General features: G+C 33.1%; 19 protein-coding genes. 9 read left to right on the top strand and 10 right to left on the bottom strand.

Annotated elements, in window-relative coordinates:
* Window positions 1–15: 15 nt before the first annotated feature.
* From galM to PYW37_RS11160, 7 genes are all read left to right on the top strand, one after another.
* Window positions 16–1035, top strand: coding sequence for a galactose-1-epimerase (galM, locus tag PYW37_RS11190; protein WP_023188648.1), 1020 nt, complete (start codon window positions 16–18; stop codon window positions 1033–1035).
* 26 nt (window positions 1036–1061) lie between these two features.
* Window positions 1062–2261 (top strand): galactokinase, encoded by a 1200-nt coding sequence (locus PYW37_RS11185; RefSeq protein ID WP_010906249.1) that lies wholly within the window; start codon window positions 1062–1064, stop codon window positions 2259–2261.
* A gap of 173 nt (window positions 2262–2434) precedes the next feature.
* Window positions 2435–3916: a UDP-glucose--hexose-1-phosphate uridylyltransferase gene (locus PYW37_RS11180; RefSeq protein ID WP_023188649.1), complete on the top strand. Its 1482-nt coding sequence runs from the start codon at window positions 2435–2437 to the stop codon at window positions 3914–3916.
* A gap of 40 nt (window positions 3917–3956) precedes the next feature.
* A complete protein-coding gene (locus PYW37_RS11175; RefSeq protein ID WP_023188650.1) occupies window positions 3957–4580 on the top strand; it encodes a sugar O-acetyltransferase in 624 nt (207 codons plus the stop codon).
* Between the two features lie 5 nt (window positions 4581–4585).
* On the top strand, window positions 4586–7582 hold the full coding sequence (locus PYW37_RS11170) for a beta-galactosidase (RefSeq protein ID WP_074453845.1): 2997 nt from the start codon (window positions 4586–4588) through the stop codon (window positions 7580–7582).
* 51 nt (window positions 7583–7633) lie between these two features.
* Window positions 7634–8614: a UDP-glucose 4-epimerase GalE gene (gene galE, locus PYW37_RS11165; protein ID WP_025016920.1), complete on the top strand. Its 981-nt coding sequence runs from the start codon at window positions 7634–7636 to the stop codon at window positions 8612–8614.
* 137 nt (window positions 8615–8751) lie between these two features.
* Window positions 8752–9225 (top strand): hypothetical protein, encoded by a 474-nt coding sequence (locus PYW37_RS11160; RefSeq protein WP_025016921.1) that lies wholly within the window; start codon window positions 8752–8754, stop codon window positions 9223–9225.
* A gap of 48 nt (window positions 9226–9273) precedes the next feature.
* On the opposite strand, the gene PYW37_RS11155 is transcribed toward PYW37_RS11160, so the two are convergent.
* The 9 genes from PYW37_RS11155 to PYW37_RS11115 form a co-directional block, all read right to left on the bottom strand.
* Window positions 9274–10416: a tyrosine-type recombinase/integrase gene (locus PYW37_RS11155; protein ID WP_044009610.1), complete on the bottom strand. Its 1143-nt coding sequence runs from the start codon at window positions 10414–10416 to the stop codon at window positions 9274–9276.
* 10 nt (window positions 10417–10426) lie between these two features.
* On the bottom strand, window positions 10427–10621 hold the full coding sequence (locus PYW37_RS11150; protein WP_025016922.1) for a DUF3173 family protein: 195 nt from the start codon (window positions 10619–10621) through the stop codon (window positions 10427–10429).
* A gap of 21 nt (window positions 10622–10642) precedes the next feature.
* Window positions 10643–11935, bottom strand: a complete 1293-nt coding sequence (locus tag PYW37_RS11145) for a Rep family protein (RefSeq protein WP_025016923.1) — start codon at window positions 11933–11935, stop codon at window positions 10643–10645.
* Between the two features lie 486 nt (window positions 11936–12421).
* Window positions 12422–12778 (bottom strand): hypothetical protein, encoded by a 357-nt coding sequence (locus PYW37_RS11140; RefSeq protein ID WP_025016924.1) that lies wholly within the window; start codon window positions 12776–12778, stop codon window positions 12422–12424.
* A 115-nt stretch (window positions 12779–12893) separates the two neighbouring features.
* On the bottom strand, window positions 12894–13214 hold the full coding sequence (locus tag PYW37_RS11135) for a hypothetical protein (RefSeq protein WP_025016925.1): 321 nt from the start codon (window positions 13212–13214) through the stop codon (window positions 12894–12896).
* A 12-nt stretch (window positions 13215–13226) separates the two neighbouring features.
* Window positions 13227–14630: an FtsK/SpoIIIE domain-containing protein gene (locus PYW37_RS11130; RefSeq protein ID WP_080692361.1), complete on the bottom strand. Its 1404-nt coding sequence runs from the start codon at window positions 14628–14630 to the stop codon at window positions 13227–13229.
* Window positions 14631–14836: 206 nt separating this feature from the next.
* Window positions 14837–15052 (bottom strand): hypothetical protein, encoded by a 216-nt coding sequence (locus PYW37_RS11125; RefSeq protein WP_025016927.1) that lies wholly within the window; start codon window positions 15050–15052, stop codon window positions 14837–14839.
* Between the two features lie 245 nt (window positions 15053–15297).
* Complete coding sequence (locus PYW37_RS11120) at window positions 15298–15600, bottom strand: hypothetical protein (protein ID WP_232238875.1); 303 nt, start codon at window positions 15598–15600, stop codon at window positions 15298–15300.
* A 150-nt stretch (window positions 15601–15750) separates the two neighbouring features.
* The gene (locus tag PYW37_RS11115; RefSeq protein ID WP_025016930.1) at window positions 15751–16248 is read right to left on the bottom strand and encodes a hypothetical protein; all 498 of its coding nucleotides are present in this window, start codon (window positions 16246–16248) and stop codon (window positions 15751–15753) included.
* Window positions 16249–16656: 408 nt separating this feature from the next.
* Here PYW37_RS11115 and PYW37_RS11110 point away from each other — a divergent pair, with 408 nt between their 5' ends.
* Complete coding sequence (locus PYW37_RS11110) at window positions 16657–17580, top strand: alpha/beta hydrolase (protein WP_023188653.1); 924 nt, start codon at window positions 16657–16659, stop codon at window positions 17578–17580.
* A gap of 11 nt (window positions 17581–17591) precedes the next feature.
* On the opposite strand, the gene PYW37_RS11105 is transcribed toward PYW37_RS11110, so the two are convergent.
* Complete coding sequence (locus PYW37_RS11105) at window positions 17592–17969, bottom strand: MerR family transcriptional regulator (protein ID WP_012898494.1); 378 nt, start codon at window positions 17967–17969, stop codon at window positions 17592–17594.
* A 77-nt stretch (window positions 17970–18046) separates the two neighbouring features.
* Here PYW37_RS11105 and PYW37_RS11100 point away from each other — a divergent pair, with 77 nt between their 5' ends.
* On the top strand, window positions 18047–18415 hold the full coding sequence (locus tag PYW37_RS11100; protein WP_023188654.1) for a carboxymuconolactone decarboxylase family protein: 369 nt from the start codon (window positions 18047–18049) through the stop codon (window positions 18413–18415).
* The last annotated feature ends 53 nt before the right edge of the window (window positions 18416–18468 follow it).

Below are 18468 nucleotides of genomic sequence, written 5' to 3'. Positions count from 1 at the left end.
TAGTTAGGAAATATCATGGAAATTAAAATAAGAGATTTTGGCTTAGGAAGTGACTTAATTAGTCTAACCAATAAAGCAGGTGTCACAATTTCTTTTACAAATCTGGGCGCTCGGATTGTTGACTGGCAAAAAGATGGAAAGCATCTGATTCTAGGCTTTGATTCAGCTAAAGAATATTTAGAAAAAGATGCCTATCCTGGTGCAACAGTTGGACCTACAGCAGGAAGAATTAAGGATGGTTTGGTCAAAATTTCTGGAAAAGATTATATCTTAAATCAAAATGAAGGCCCTCAAACCTTACATGGTGGGGAAGAAAGTATTCATACTAAACTTTGGACATATGAAGTTACCGATTTAGGAGCTGAAGTTCAAGTCAAATTTTCCTTAGTTACTAATGACGGAACAAATGGTTATCCTGGTAAAATAGAAATGTCAGTAACTCATTCTTTTGATGATGACAATAAGTGGAAAATTCATTATGAGGCCATTTCTGATAAAGACACTGTGTTTAATCCAACTGGGCATGTCTATTTTAATTTGAATGGTGATGCTAGTGAATCTGTTGAAAATCATGGACTTCGACTGGCCGCTTCAAGATTTGTTCCTTTAAAAGACCAAACAGAAATTGTTCGTGGTGATATCGTTGATATAAAAAATACAGACTTGGATTTCCGTCAGGAAAAACAATTATCAAATGCCTTCAATTCTAATATGGAACAAGTTCAATTAGTTAAAGGAATTGACCATCCTTTCTTGTTAGACCAGTTAGGACTTGATAAAGAACAAGCTCGTTTAACGCTTGATGATACTTCAATTTCAGTCTTTACCGACCAACCAAGTATTGTGATATTTACAGCAAATTTTGGTGATTTAGGAACTCTTTATCATGAGAAAAAGCAAGTGCACCATGGTGGAATTACTTTTGAATGTCAAGTATCACCTGGGTCTGAGCAAATTCCAGAGCTTGGAGATATCAGCCTAAAAGCGGGAGAAAAATATCAAGCAACCACAATTTACAGCTTGCATACAAAATAAAGAAATAAATTTAGAGGAGAGAAGAAATGTCTATAGTTGTAGAAAATAGTACCGTATTATCAGCATTAACAGAAAAATTTGCAGAAGTTTTTGGAGATACAAAAGAAGTTGAATACTTTTTTAGCCCAGGACGAATTAATTTGATTGGTGAACATACCGATTACAATGGGGGATATGTTTTCCCAGCATCAATCACAATTGGAACAACAGGACTAGCTCGTCTGAGAGAAGATAAAAAAGTCAAACTTTACTCAGAAAATTTTCCTAAATTAGGCGTCATTGAATTTGATTTAGATGAAGTTGAAAAGAAAGATGGTGAGCTTTGGTCTAATTATGTTAAAGGAATGATTGTCATGCTTAAAGGAGCAGGATATGAAATTGACAAAGGTTTTGAATTGTTGATAAAAGGAGAAATTCCTACAGCATCTGGCCTTTCATCATCAGCATCACTTGAGCTTTTAGTCGGCGTTGTTTTGGATGATTTATTTAACTTAAATGTTCCACGTCTTGAATTGGTTCAATTAGGACAAAAAACAGAAAATGATTATATTGGTGTTAATTCTGGAATTTTAGACCAATTCGCTATTGGTTTTGGTGAAGTCAAAAAAGCAATCCTATTGGACTGTAACACTCTAAAATATGAGATGGTTCCTGTTGAACTTCGTGATTATGATATTGTTATCATGAATACTAACAAACCGCGGGCTTTGACAGAATCAAAATACAACGAACGTTTTGCTGAAACACGTGAAGCGCTCAAAAGAATGCAAACGAGATTGGACATTCAATCACTTGGAGAATTATCAAATGAAGAATTTGATGCCAATACTGATTTGATTGGGGATGAAACATTAATTAAACGTGCACGTCATGCCGTTTATGAAAATAATCGAACTAAAATTGCTCAAAAAGCATTTGTTGCAGGTAATTTGACAAAATTTGGAGAACTTCTTAATGCTTCACATGCTTCTTTGAAAGATGATTATGAAGTCACAGGACTTGAACTTGATACCTTAGCAGAAACTGCTCAAAAACAAGCCGGTGTCTTGGGGGCCAGAATGACTGGAGCCGGATTTGGCGGTTGTGCAATCGCTCTTGTTGCTCATGACAATGTTTCAGCCTTTGAAAAAGCCGTCGGCCAAGTTTACGAAGAAGTTGTCGGTTATCCAGCAAGCTTTTACGTCGCTCAAATTGGTTCTGGTTCAACAAAGTTGGATGTTGAATAAATCAAATAATATTTAAAAAATTTTATGAGTGATTTAAGTGAGTTAACATTAAATTAGTGATAGCAAATTCAAGCACTCAAAAGTAAGTGCTTGAATTTTGTATTCATTTCCAAAACTCACTAATCAAGACAAAGCAAGAACTTTACTTACAGAAGTAAATTAGAAAGTATTTTATGCCAATTTATCAATCAATTCAAGATTTTATTAGTCTTGCTTTACAAAATGGAACGATTGAGCCACTTGATGAGCTCTATCACAGAAATCAACTTCTTCATTTTCTTGGTCTAAATGATTGGGCAGAAGTCGATAAAGAAGTTCACGAGAAAGATTCCTTGATTTTAATGGACCAACTTTTAGCGATTGCAAATGAAAATAATGTGATTGAAAAAGGACAAGATGAATTTTATGAAGCCGCTCTGATGAATTTTATTACACCACGCCCAAGTAAAATCAATCATGATTTCTGGGAAAAATATAAGACTTCTCCAGATGCAGCAACTCAATATTTTTATGAACTGGCACAGCAAGTGAACCAAGTAAAAACTCGAGATATTGCACGTAATATTGCCTTTAGTCATTTGACAAAATATGGAAAACTTGAAATAACGATTAATCTCTCAAAACCAGAAAAAGACCCCAAAGCCATTGCGGCAGCTAAATTAGTAAAGGCTTCCTCTTATCCAGCCTGTCAACTTTGTTTGGAAAACGAAGGATTTTATGGCATAGGAAATAAACCTGCTCGTTCTAATCATCGAATCATTCAAGTTTCAATTAACGGCGAAGACTGGGGCTTCCAATATTCTCCTTATGCCTATTTTAATGAACACTCGATTTTACTAAATGCTAAACATCAACCAATGGAAATTAATAAACGTGCTTTTGATAATTTATTGGGATTTCTAGATCAATTTCCTGATTATATGATTGGTTCTAATGCAGATTTACCAATTGTTGGAGGGTCAATTTTGACTCATGACCATTATCAAGCTGGACGCTATGAATTTCCGATGGCAAAAGCTGAACTTCGAGAAGAAATTAAACTTCAACAATTTCCAGAAGTTTCTTGCGGAATTGTGAATTGGCCAATGTCTGTTCTAAGATTATCAAGTAAAAACCAAGTAGAACTTTCAAAAGCTGCAGATGAACTTTTAAAAAAATGGCAAGTTTATAGTGATGAAAGTCTTCAAATCAAAGCTAAAAGTGCTGACGGAAAGCTTCATCATACAATTACTCCGATTGCTCGAATTCGAGAGGGGAAATATGAATTAGATTTAGTTTTACGAGATAATAATACAAGTGAAATTTATCCAGATGGAATTTTTCATCCACATCCAGCCCTACACCATATTAAAAAAGAAAATATTGGATTGATTGAAGTGATGGGACTTGCAATTTTACCAGCCAGGTTAAAGACAGAACTTTTGGAAGTTGAAAAATATCTCTTGAATCAAGAAAATGAAATATCAGAAATTCACAGACCATGGGCTGAAGAATTGAAAGAAACAGAATATTTTTCAAAAGAAACAGTTCATGAAACAGTTCAGGAAGCAGTTGGAGAAGTATTTGAACAGGTGTTAAAAGATGCCGGAGTGTTCAAAGATAATGAAGTAGGACAAAAAGGTTTTTATGAATTTATAAATTTCGTAAATAATTAATTTTCATAAATCAAGAGAGTTTTAAAAAGGAGTTGATAAAATGCCTAAATTAGAAAGCTACAAACGAGTTCACACAGAAGAACTCTACTTTCCTAACGATCAAAAATTATGGAAAGAGCAACAAGAAGCTTTAGTTTTACTGGAAAAGTTTAATCAAACTTCAGTGACTCAGCCAGAGCAACAAATGGAACTTCTAAAAAAAATGTTTTCAGAAATTGGGGAAAATTGTTTTATTCAACCCCCTTTTTATGCTAATTTTGGCGGAAAAAATGTTCATTTTGGGACAGGGATTTACGCTAATTTTAATCTAACATTGGTTGACGATACAGATATTTTTGTAGGAAATCATGTCATGTTTGGACCAAATGTTACGATTGACACGGCGACACATCCTGTCTCGCCTGACTTACGTAAACGAGGGGCTCAATATAATAAAAAAGTTTATATTGAAGAAAATGTTTGGCTAGGTGCTGGTGTAATTGTTTTACCTGGTGTTAGAATTGGGAAAAATAGTGTGATTGGCGCAGGGAGTGTTGTAACTAAAGATATTCCAGATAATGTGGTTGCTTTTGGAACTCCTTGTATGGTTAAAAGAAAAATCAATGATTCTGACTTTAAAACTTATGATCATGGAAAAAAGATTGATTTAGATGAGTTCATCTGAAAGGAATGGCTATGATGACAATGATTGATGTACTAGAGCGTAAAGATTGGGAAAATCCAGTAGTTTCAAATTGGAATAGGTTGCCAATGCATACACCTATGGACTTTTTAGAAAAGCAATCACTGAATGGTCTTTGGAATTTTGATCATTTTTCTAGAATTTCAGATGTACCTAAAAATTGGTTAGAACTGACGGAGAGTAAAACGGAAATTATCGTTCCAAGTAATTGGCAAATAGAATTTAAGGATAAAAGCGATGTTCCAATTTATACAAATGTGACTTATCCTATTCCAATTCAGCCTCCTTATGTACCAGAGGCTAACCCAGTTGGAGCTTATAGTCGCTATTTTGATATCACAAAAGAATGGCTTGAGAGCGGTCATGTTCACCTTACATTTGAAGGGGTTGGATCAGCTTTTCATTTTTGGTTGAATGGGGAATACGGAGGTTATTCAGAAGATAGCCGCTTGCCTGCTGAATTCGATATCAGCAACCTGGCCAAAGAAGGTCAAAATTGTTTAAAAGTTCTAGTTTTTCGTTGGTCAAAAGGCACCTATTTTGAAGATCAAGATATGTGGCGAATGTCAGGTATTTTTCGTTCGGTGAACTTACAATGGCTTCCAGATAACTACTTGTTAGACTTTTCTATAAAAACAGATTTGGATGAGGATTTAGATTTTGCAAATGTAAAACTTCAAGCATATGCTAAAAACATGGATGATGCTTGTTTAGAATTTAAGCTTTATGATGACGAACAATTAATTGGAGAGTGTCATGGTTTTGATGCAGAAATTGGAGTAGTCAATCCAAAATTATGGTCAGATGAAATTCCCTATCTTTATCGTTTAGAATTAACTTTAATGGACCGGAGTGGGGCGGTATTTCATAAAGAAACAAAAAAAATTGGTATTCGAAAAATTGCTATTGAAAAAGGACAGCTAAAAATAAACGGGAAAGCACTTCTTGTTCGTGGAGTGAATAAGCACGAATTTACACCTGAGCATGGTTATGTCGTTTCTGAAGAAGTGATGATTAAAGGCATCAAATTGATGAAAGAACATAATTTTAATGCGGTCCGCTGCTCTCATTATCCTAATGATTCACGCTGGTATGAATTGTGTGATGAATATGGATTGTATGTTATGGATGAAGCAAATATCGAAACGCATGGAATGACTCCGATGAATCGTTTGACAAATGATCCTACTTATTTACCATTAATGAGTGAACGTGTTACACGAATGGTTATACGTGACCGTAATCATCCATCAATTATTATTTGGTCTCTTGGTAATGAGTCAGGTTATGGAAGTAACCATCAAGCTTTATATGATTGGTGTAAATCATTTGATTCTAGCCGCCCTGTTCATTATGAGGGGGGAGATGACGCAAGTAGAGGAGCAACAGATGCCACTGATATCATTTGTCCGATGTATGCTAGAGTAGATAGTCCAAGTATTAATGCGCCTTATTCATTAAAAACCTGGATGGGGGTAGCTGGAGAGAATAGACCACTAATTCTTTGTGAATATGCTCATGATATGGGGAATTCATTAGGAGGATTCGGGAAGTACTGGCAAGCTTTTCGAGAAATTGACCGATTGCAAGGTGGATTCATCTGGGACTGGGTGGATCAAGGTTTATTAAAAGATGGAAATTATGCTTATGGAGGTGACTTTGGGGATAAGCCAAATGATCGTCAGTTTAGCCTTAATGGTCTTGTTTTTCCAAATCGTCAAGCAAAACCAGCTCTTCGTGAAGCAAAATATTGGCAACAATATTATCAGTTTGAATTGGAGAAAACTCCACTAGGTCAAGTTTTTGCCTTTACAGTTACAAATGAGTATCTATTTCGAAGTACTGACAATGAAAAATTATGTTACCAACTGACCAATGGCTTAGAAGTATTATGGGAAAATGAGCTTATATTGAATATGCCTGCTGGAGGGTCTATGAGAATAGACCTGTCTGAGTTGCCTATTGATGGAACAGATAATTTATTTTTGAACATTCAAGTTAAAACAATTGAGAAATATAATCTTCTTGAGTCTGATTTTGAAGTTGCTCATCAACAATTTGTTCTACAAGAAAAAATTAATTTTACTGACAAAATAGATAGTAATGAAGAAATTACACTTTTGGAGGATGAAGAGCTACTGACCGTACGATCAGCAAAACAGAAATTTATTTTTAATAAAAGCAATGGTAATCTCTCGCGCTGGCTTGATGAGAAAGGCAATGAAAAGTTACTGCATGAGCTCTCAGAACAATTTACAAGGGCTCCATTAGATAATGATATTGGTGTTAGTGAAGTTGAACATATTGATCCTAATGCTTGGTTAGAACGTTGGAAGGCTGTTGGCTTTTATGAGTTAAAAACGCTTTTGAAAAATATGATAATACAAGCAACAGAGAATGAAGTAATTATTTCTGTCCAAACAGACTATGAAGCAAAAGGAAAAATTGCATTTTCAACCATTCGAGAATATCATATTTTTAGAAACGGTGAACTTCTTTTAAAAGTTGATTTTAAAAGAAATATAGAGTTTCCAGAACCAGCTCGAATTGGCTTGAGTCTTCAACTAGCTGAAAAAGCAGAAAATGTTACATATTTTGGACTTGGCCCAGATGAAAATTATCCTGACCGAAGAGGGGCAAGTTTATTTGCCCAGTGGAATTTAAGGATTACTGATATGACAACCCCTTATATTTTTCCTAGTGAAAATGGGTTGAGGATGGAAACCAGAGAGTTAAATTATGGTCGTTTAAAAGTTCGGGCAATGGGTCAATCTTTTGCTTTTAATCTAAGTCCATATAGTCAAAACCAGCTTGCTAAAAAGGGACATTGGCATCTACTTGAAGAAGAAGCAGGAACATGGTTAAATATTGACGGATTCCATATGGGTGTAGGTGGAGATGATTCATGGAGTCCAAGTGTCGCTCAGGAATATTTATTGACAAAGGGAAATTATCATTATGAAGTTAGTTTTAAATTAACGTGATGATACAAATTTTCAAGAATTTGATATAATATAGAGAAAATGGAGGTTCTTATGACGGTTTTAGTTCTTGGTGGAGCAGGATACGTGGGAAGTCACGCGGTAGATATGCTTCTTAAACGTGGTTATGATGTGGCAGTGGCGGATAATTTAGTGACAGGCCACCGTGAATCTGTTCCAGCAAATGTACGCTTTTACGAGGGTGATGTGCGTGATCATGCTTTCTTAGCTAGTGTTTTTGAAAAAGAAAATATTGAAGGAATCATGCATTTTTGTGCTTACTCTTTAGTGGGTGAGTCAATGCAAAAACCTTTAATGTATTTTAATAATAATGTTGGTGGTGCTCAAGTAATTCTAGAAACGATGGAAGAATTCGGAGTAAAACATATTGTTTTCTCAAGTACAGCAGCTACATTTGGAATTCCAGAAAAAAGTCCAATTTCAGAAAAAACACCTCAAAAACCAATTAATCCTTATGGTGAAAGCAAATTAATCATGGAAAAAATGATGAAATGGCAATCGCAAGCAACTGATATGACTTATGTCGCTTTACGTTATTTCAATGTTGCAGGGGCTAAGGATGATGGTTCAATTGGTGAAGCTCATAAAAATGAAACACATTTGATTCCAATTATTTTGCAAACAGCACTTGGCCAAAGGGAATTCATTACTATTTATGGTGATGACTATCACACTCCTGATGGAACTTGTATTCGTGATTATATTGATATGGAAGATTTGATTGAAGCACACATCAAAGCACTAGAGTATCTTAAAGCGGGTGGTCAGTCTGACCAATTTAATCTCGGTTCAAGTAAAGGCTATTCAAATCTTGAAGTACTTGAAACAGCACGAAAAGTAACAGGTAAAGAAATTCCAAGCCAAATGGGTGAACGCCGTGCAGGAGACCCAGATGAACTAGTTGCTGATTCAACAAAAGCTGGTGAAATTTTGGGTTGGAAAGCACAAAATGATTTAGAGCACATTATTACGAACGCTTGGAAATGGCATAGCTCACATCCAAATGGATATTAAAATATAGCCCGGTATTTCAATATTACTGGGCTTTTTTTATATTTGATGAGTTATTTTTTCCCATATATTTTCCCACTTATAAATTAAAATTATGAAAAATGGTATAATTTATATTAGTAAACAGATAGGAATTTTAAATGGATAATAAGCAAAATGACTCTTCATCAGGAATTGGTTTAGTAGCTGCACTTATTGTAACAGGTGTAGCTATACCTTTATTATTTAGTAATTTTGTTACGATGTTAGTAGGAACATTTATTGTAGCAGTTGGAATTGCTGGATTTGGTATTGAATTGGATAAAATATATGGAGGTAAAGACTATACAAGTATGTTTTTAGGTGGAGCTTTTCTTTTAATTGGCATAGTCTCAACAATTTTATTTCCAAATATATTTACGAAATTAGTGCTTATAATATTGCTAGAAATAGGGGTATTTGGGTTGATATCAGGTATAGTTAAGTCAATCTCTCAAAATTCCGAAATAGATGACAAAAAAGCCAAACAGCCGAGAGAGATGAAAAAAAGTTCTTTTTTCCTAATAATTTCCATTATTGTAGGTATGACAGGGTTTATAGCTAATGTTTTTACTATATTAGCATTTTTCAAATAATAAATAAAAGTTCAGTAATTTTAAAATACTGAACTTATTTTTATTTTATCAATTCATAAGATTTTTAATACTTTCAATTTGCTTAGATATATTTTCATCAAGTGCATGACCGTACACACGTACCAGCATCATAATGTCTTTGTGTCCGAGTATCTTTGCGACTATATCCATGCTATAACCATTAGCAAGAAGTACGGAACCATAAGTATGCCGAGCGCCTTTTGATGTAATTACTGGCTCTATATTAAGTTGTTTTAATAATAAGGCTAAATGATTATTGATTGTTGTACTATGAGGAATACCGTGAATTAAAAATGGATGGTAAAATACCATATTATATTTATTTTCAAATCCAAGACTTTCGACTATAAATTCTTGTGTTTTCTTCAAGTCATTCAATATTGATATATCCGTAGAGCTCAAAGGAACACGTCTTATAGATGTTTCAGTCTTGGAAGGTACAAACTTATTAATATTTGTATTGTAACGTCTATACGTCTTTAAATAGCCATTTTCAAAGTCAATATCAGACCAAGTTAAGGCTACAAGTTCTCCATATCGTAGTCCTGTATGAAACAAGAAGTAGACAATATAATTATTAATTGATTTTTTATAATCTAAATTATCTTTTAAATACTCAATAATTTTATTGTAGTCTTCTAATGAATGTATATACTTTTCATCTGCTGTTTGCGGTTTAAATTTACTCTGAATCACAACACTTGTAGTGAAATCTTTAATAAAAACATCATCAGCTTTTACCATTTCAATTGTCTGCCTAATTACGGAATTAACACGAATAAGAGTATTATAGCTAATTTTGTCATCAGTACCTAGCTTATTCATTATTCTCTGGTACTGGGAGGATTTAATACTTGTTATAGGAATACCGTCAAAATTATTTTTGATGATTTTTCCAAAATAACGATATTTGTAGAGTGTTTGTTCAGAACGCCCACTATGAAGAACCTTTAGGTTATACCATTCTTGATAAAGTGTAGGTAAATCGGTATTTTTGTCAATAGTAAGCCCAGTTTTAAACTCTCTCAATATAGAAAGACCATCTATTGAAGCTTCCTTTTTTGTCTTGAAACCTGACTTGGATTTCAAAGTTTTATCACCTTGTCTAATTTCATAAGACCATGAAACACCACTTTTTCCTTTTCTCTGTCTGTATCTAATAGAAGCCATAAGCCATTTTTTATAACTCCATTCTTAAAATTTTGGAAACTACATCTCTTGGTACAACTCCTAATCGTTTATTTGCATACCAATCAAAGCCTTGCTTTACTAATTGTTCTTTTGCTAATCGGATTGCTTTCTGTGCAGTGGCGGGCTTAAGATGTAGTTCTTCGATTAAATCATTTGCAGTTATTCCTTTGTTATTTTTTACCATTTCATCAAATCCTTTCGTATCTTATTTTTCAGAGAAAATTCTAGGATAAACGTGCTGAGTAAGCAATTCATTTATAAATTTTTCTTTATCATCATAAGTAAATAATAACTTTGTCCCATAATTTAAAGTAATAAATTCATTCTTAGAAATTCTCATGTTTTCTGGCTCATTTAATTTTTTTGAAGCGGATAAACTATATATTCTATCAAAAGGGGGAATCCCAAAAGATTTCTCAGTAATTTTTGAGGAAAAGCTGATTCTTCTTATAAACTGATTAATATCCTCATTTTTGAAGTTAAAACTACCAAAGAACTGCTCTATACTCTGATAATTCGCTAAAATTACCAGCCTAGGCACTATCATTTTATTTCTATACCTAGCGCTCATTCGAGCTGTGTTAAGTGGGTCAAATAATTTCAACCAGTCGGACACTTTCAAGCTTTCCTGACGTAAGTCATCTAATATCAAGATGTCTTCTCCATAGTAATCATCAAAAGGGTTTGATGAACTAGCTGAGAACACATCACTCGCAAAACCGTGCTTATTGCCATATTCTCGTACTTTTTGAGCAACCTCACGTGCTAAAAAACTTTTTCCTATCCCTGGTGCACCTTGAATATAGAGAACAGTCAAGTCATATTTTCCTTGTTCTAATTCATCAAGTCTCAGCATAGCATTACGTAAGCCATAGAAATTAAAAGAATCGTTAAACTGATTCATGTGATTAGCATAAAGGAGCGCTAGATTTTCATCTCTCATGATTTCACGTAACTTCAATTTTCCTTGTTGCACCTCTTGTAGAGCCAAGTCAAGACCAATCTCTCCTTTTTTTCGTTTATCAGTTGCGTTATACTTTTTAAAATCTTCTAAATTGTCATCAATAAATTCCTCATAATCAAAAGTTTCAAACGTCTCCACCTCTTCAGGGGAATATTGATATTTGTCTAAATTCTTAGCGTGAATAAGATAGGCTAAGCAATTCAATCTTCCATATCTTCCTTTCTTAGGTGCTTCGACATACTGAGGCTCTATGGCTAAGACTGATGAGATGCTAGCAATAGTCTTTTGTTTTGAAAATTCAAGATAGCCGTGGATGTGTGCATCTTTCAATCCATTTTTATTTTCATCTTTATCGTGAACAATCAAAGCACAGATTTTTAAGCCTTCCAATTCATTTGCTCGGGCAAAAATCTCTTCAAATATCGCTTGCTTATTATTTATATAATCATCAAATAATTCATCATTCTCCCATTCCCAATATTTCGGATTTAGGTATTGAGTGAAAATGAAACTTCTCACACGTTTATCTAACATATTCCTCCCTTTTGCACTTATTAAAATGCATTTATTAAATAAAAAATTCTATAAATGCATTCTATAAATGCACGATTTTTGTTAATTTTTAACTTAATGGCTATAATTTTATTTTGCCGTCAATCCTTGATGTGACTATGTTTACACCATTCTTTCGACAAGCCCTAGAATGGTGCACGCATAGCAAATGTGCATTTATTAATTAAAAATCCAAAAACTCTTAAACTCAAACTTTGAAAAATAAAAACACTCTTAGCTTCTCCATTCCATTAGGAGAGCTCCGCTCTCCTTTCGCTAAGAGTGTTTTTATGCCCAAGGCAATGGTTAAAGCTTTTTTTCCTTTAGGCTAACGCGCTGACGCTTGTGGCTGGCTAAGTGAAGCTTGTGATTAATATTTCAAATCTTATAAAGCGATAATTCAAATGTTGAACTATTAATGTTCGCTCAGGCGCCTGAGCTCTTAGACGGTCAAGCCGTCCGTTTTGGTTATTTCAGTAATGTCTTTAGATAGTCCGCTGATATACGAAGGTCAAAACCAGCAATATAAGCGCCATTCTTACCTTGCTTCAAGGCCAGACTTTTAACTATTTGATTAGTTTCAATGTCTTGGAACATAAGTTTTGTTAAATTGAGCTTACTTTCGCCGAAGCCTGAAATCTTTAGCTCGTAGGGCGTTCCTTCAAGGTCCACTGCACCAACTTTTCCCCAGCTATTGCCTGAAAATTCCCCCATTTCTTTGGAAATAATCTTTAATTTGTCTGGTAATTCAATGATTTCATCAGCAAGCTCGCTGATTCTTGTAAAAAATAAATCACGTTTATTATCTGAAATTTTTACTGCCATTGTTTTTTTCCTTTCAGCAGTTTAGAGCCTTACTGGGCTTTAGTTTTAGTTAATTTTTTTCAACCACTCTCTCTTGGATTGGAGAACTCCGCGGAATCAAAACTTTCTATTAGGATTATTCTAAGTCATTGTCTATCAGACATTGATAAGCTCTCGATATAACCTTTGACAACGCAATGTAAGCGTCAGTTTCCTCTCTCAGCATTAAAGTTTCTTTATCCGAAAGTATAATTTCTAATTCTATTTCACCTTTAGTGAACTGTTGATATTTTTCTTCTTTTCTATGAAGCGAATAATTATAGAATCCTGATAAAAATAATTGAATGTCCTGATGTACAGCGAGTAAAGCATTAAAAATATTTGTATCATATTCACTATCACTCATATAAGAGCCGTTTACGTCAAACAACTTTACTTCAAATCTCATCTCATACATAATAAATCCCTCTTATTTTAGGTTTGGTAAAATATTTAAGATGACTTGTTTGAACTCCTGTTTGGTTTTTAAATCCACAAAAGGAGCAACTGTAATTTCAGGTTCTATCATATTTTCGCCATCAGCATAATAGAGAGCCTCTCCCTTTCTTCCGGTTACAGTAGGTACATTTTCAAGCTCGCACATTGCAAAAGCCATACGAACCCTATCAGCCGAGGGAGAACCCATGTATAGCACTGCCGAAATCTGATTCCTAAGCTCCACGGGGATATTTTCAGCGTTTGGGTCTTGAGTACTGATACATAGATGACACCCTGCTTGACGTCCTTTTCTAGCTATTAAACCTAAATTTTGTAGTATTTCATTCCAAAGAGCTTTTCCTTCTTTAGAGGAACCACAAGAATCTCTGATACTAGCTAATTCATCAACAAATAAAAAATTTGGAGTCATTTTTAAATCATAAGCATCAGCATTCAGGGTTTCACTATTTTTGATTAACTCAAATCGTTCATTCATAATCTGGCAAAATTCTCTAGAGAGTTTAGCGAGAGAATGTGGAGTTTGACCGATGTTAATTTGCTCTCCTAATGTCTCTTGTAATATCTCTCCTAAAGAATATAAATCAGCACATTTTCCGTCTACTATGCTTAAATAGGTGTCTGGATATAGACCACACCCTTTTGAAATTGCATTGTATAAAAGCCACTGAAGTGTAACGGTTTTACCACTGCCAGTGCGGCCGTAAAGCCCAATATTAGTGTTTCTTTTGAGAGAGAATTGCTGAGTATTTGACAATTTTATTATATCCTTTGGAATATTTTGGAAAAATTCTTTTGTTAGATTTTCTTTACTATCAGAATTAGCAAAAACATACTGCTGTATTTCTCGTTTATTCTTTTCAAAGACATACTCTACTCTGTCAGCAAAAATATTCTTTTTAGTTATATCCAAGGACAGGAGCCCACTGAGTTCAATATCAAGCCCGTCAGCTTTCTGATCTAAGAAACTCCCCATCTTATAAGCAGAGATAATGATGTCTTTTTCAGACTCTGAAATTTTGAAAATCGCTGAAAGAAAAATATCAGAAGTCTCTTTATAGAGCCCATTGTTTATGATAAACTCTTGAATCATTAAATAATCATTCCATACAGAAATATTATTTTTGAACTCTTTACGAATCCGAAATATTTTTCCCGCCAAGTAAAAGAGAAATAGCCACGAGGGTAAAATCAAAATGTTATGAATTGCAAAACTAAAGAAGAAGAGTAAAATGATAAAAAAAATGTATATAAGCGTCAAATTACTTAAACGTTTGCGAAAATTAGGCACAGTTTGATACAAAGAAATTTCCTGCGGAGGAGAGGGTAAGAAGATTGATATATACAAAGACACACAGTTATTAATGAATTTATTCATCTCCTCCCCTTATCTTAAATAAAATATATCTTACTGTATCTCTAAAATTCTTTATTTTTAGAGATAAGTATAATATTATTAATAAACAAACACTCAGGATTAGCAATGCTACAACTGGATAGAAAAATATGCTTCCCTTACTATTAAGGTACATAGAGAGGTATGCAAGAAATCCTGAGAGACAGAGCAATAAATAGAGGTTATATTTATTTATCATCAATGCTTAAGACCTTTCTATCTTTAATTAAAATAATGAGTTGAGGTAAATTGGCTAAAGTTAAAATCAAAGCTAATAGCAAGAAAGCCTTAATAGTAAGAAAAGCGTTATATCCACCAATAATAAATTTTACGTTGCCACTAAATCCAGTAGCAATGCTAATGATTAACAGTAAAACCCAAGTGCAATTACGGTAAAAGTTCATTTTCCTTCTCCTTTTTTTCTAACAAATAATTGTTAATTTCTAAAATCAAGTATATTACTGTACAAATGATGAATGCTATCAAGCAATTTTTAAAATCAAAACCGTCAATAAAAAATTTTATACGTTGCTGAGGGTTTGAAGTTAAGAGAAATTTAGGTTCTATTCTCACTCCACTAATAAGTGTTACGAGGATTAAAGAAAATAGAGTATAAATTTTAAAAACATTAATTTTCATTTTTTACCTTTTACTTTCTAAAAATAGAATAATTTTCCCAATGAATTTTTTTTCCATTTTTAAAATCATCAATCATTGAGTTATTAGTATTTACATGATAATGAGTACTTGCATGGTCATAGAACCCAATCAGTTGTTGTGCGTATAAATCTTGAACAGTAACATTTCCAGAAATATTTTCCGCCAAAGATTCAGAATCTGAACAAGTTCCAGAAGCAAGCCCATGAGTAATGGCTTTTTCAGAAGCTTTAGCTCGTTCTTGGGGAGTTGAAAGTTCTGAAAGAACTGTTTGTGCTTTGAGTGTGATAGACATAATGATGTCCTCCTTTATTGTTTATGTCCGCGGACATAATTGATTTATAAATATATAATAGCAATAAAAACTCTTAAAGTCAACTCTAAATGTCCATTGGACGTTTAAAAAATAATGTTATAAAAAAAAGCCCTAAAATTGGGCTTTAAATTAGCATTTTTTTATTTCTCTTTTAAATTGAAGCAATACGTTATGAAGGTCATCTAAATTGACCTCAGCTACTAACTTTTGAATTCTAAGTTCATATTTTTCAAATAATGTATCAATGCTGATATTTTCATCTAAGTTAGGATTTTTAAAATTAAAAATAGCACCTTTTAAGATATATTTTAATGTTACTCCTAAAGTAACGCTTCTAGTACCCACAAACTGTGGAAAAAATGATTTATAATTTTTAATCATCTCTTCGATATCAGGGTTTATTTGGATTCTTATTCTTAAATCTTTTTCATCCAATTTTATTTTGGGAAGATTATAATTAGCTAAGATTACTTTATCCCAATCTTGAATAGATGAAATATCATCTAAAGCTTTTACTATAACTTGTGCCTGAGTATAAGATATATTATCCTCTTTTTCATAAATTGTCTTTAATTCTCTAAAGTAAAGTGCAGTTTCTGCGGAAATTCTAGCTTGAAAATAGTTCATTTCAAATTCCTCCTTATACAATGTAATTATAACATGGACATTATAAATAACAAAGTGTACAACGCTAGTAAATATAACAGTAAGAAAAATTTTTTTACAATAAATAAATTCAAACATCCAAACTTATAATTACCCATATTTTTCCCACTTCAAAATAAAAGAAGATTTTTGTATAGAATCGTAATTTGAAATAAATTGAATATACTAATAAAGTCGATATAAAAAATTCAACTAAATATTAATTTTTTGCTTGGAAATGGCACCAAAGTCATCCAAAAGGTTACTAGTTAATTATCTAAAATTCGAAAAAAAAAGCTCAAATTTTTGAGCTTTTTTTGTATGTAATCGTCATGAAAATGTAATGGTAATTGTGATAATTATTAATAAAAAAATTGATATAATGAAGTGATGAAAAAAAGACAGTTAAGAAGAAATAAAAATAAATTTAAAAGAGTATCACTAGCTTTTTTTGGTTTAGTGATTATTTTAGCGGGAGCTCTTTTTCTTTTTGGGCCTAAGGGGACAACCTCTCATACAAAAGATAATGATACAATTAATAATAAGACATTCTCGCAGTCAAATAAACAAGTTATATATCCGACAATATATATTGGGGGATCTGGTGGTAATGTGACATCAATTGATTGGTTAGTTGAGCGTCTCCTACCTATTAAGAATATATCCTCTCAGAAATCACTAGTGATGACATCGAATATTACTAAAAATTACGAGTTAAAAGTTGAGGGGCAAATATCACAAGATAATAAGTATCCTATTATTGAATTTGCAACAGTTAAAGGAACTAACTCAGGTGAACTTTTCTCAAAGGGATTACAAAAAATAATTGTATACCTGACAGAGAATTATCAAGTGCCATGGATTAATTTAGTTGGTTACTCATCGGGAGCTACTGGTGCAGTTTATTATATGATGGATACAGGGAATAATCCAAACTTTCCCCCAGTCAATAAATATGTATCTTTAGATGGAGAATATAATAATGAAACGAATCTTCAGTTAGGGGAAAGTCTATCTAACGTTTTAAAAGAGGGCCCTATAGTTAAAACAGAAATGTATCAATATATCGCTGATAACTATCAAAAAGTATCGTCGAAAACTCAAATGTTATTGTTGGAAGGGAATTTCAATTCAGAAAAACAAACGGATAGTGCAATTCCTTGGGCAGATAGCTTTTCAATTTATCATCTTTTCAAGAAGAATGGAAATGAAATAACAACTATTTTATATCCAACTAAAACGAGCCATTCACAAGCACCAAAAAATCCAACTGTAGTAAAATATGTTAAAAAATTTTTATATGGAACACCATAAAAAACTCGGAATTAAGATTCCGAGTTTTTTTGAAGAGTTTCATAGTAATGATGTTTTTTTTGTAAAATAAAATCTAAGTGACCTTCTAAATCAGTAATTTGTTGGCGTAAAATTCGCTCTTGTTCAACTAAAAGTGAAATACGTTGAATAATTGTTGAATCGCCTTGTTCTCTTAAGCGAGAATAATCTTGGATTTTTGCAAGAGGCATTCCTGTTGCTTTAGCTCTTTTGATAAAGTAAATCCATTCAAGGTCAGTTTCTGTAAACTCTCGATAATTACTAGAGTTTCGAGCAGGTTTTAACAAATCAAGTTCTTCATAATAACGAAGAGTAGCGATTGGAAGTTCTGTCAGTAAAGCTATTTCTGAAATTTTATAAGTTTTAGTCATTTTTTTCTCTTTTTTGCTTGCCCTCAAGTTAACTTGAGGGTTTATAATGATTTTATCATAGAAAGCTGGTAAATAAAATGAATAAAAAAGAAATTGGTTTAAAAAATTTAGCGAAAATTGATGGAGCAGCTGCTGAAGTTGTTTTTGATTCACTCAAAGATCTTGCACCAGACTTGAATGATATGATGCTAGAATTCGCTTTTGGAACGATTTATGAGCGAGGAGTTCTCAATTTTAAAGACCGTGAAATGATTACTATCACCAGTTTGTTGACTCAAGGAGGCTGTGAAAATCAATTGCGCGTGCATATTCAAGCTTCGTTAAATGTTGGACTAACGCAAGAAGAAATTATTGAAACTTTTATTCACTGTGCTCCTTATGTCAATTTTCCAAGAGTTTTAAATGCTATCTTTGTTGCTAAGGAAATTTTTACTGACAGAAAGTAAAAAAGTTACTGATGAATTTTTGTCATAGGATAGCTGTTACTGCTTTAGCAGTT

The organism is Lactococcus lactis, assembly GCF_029023865.1.
Taxonomy (GTDB): domain Bacteria; phylum Bacillota; class Bacilli; order Lactobacillales; family Streptococcaceae; genus Lactococcus; species Lactococcus lactis.
Note: the sequence above shows the minus strand (reverse complement) of the source record. Positions and strands in the feature narration are given on the sequence as shown.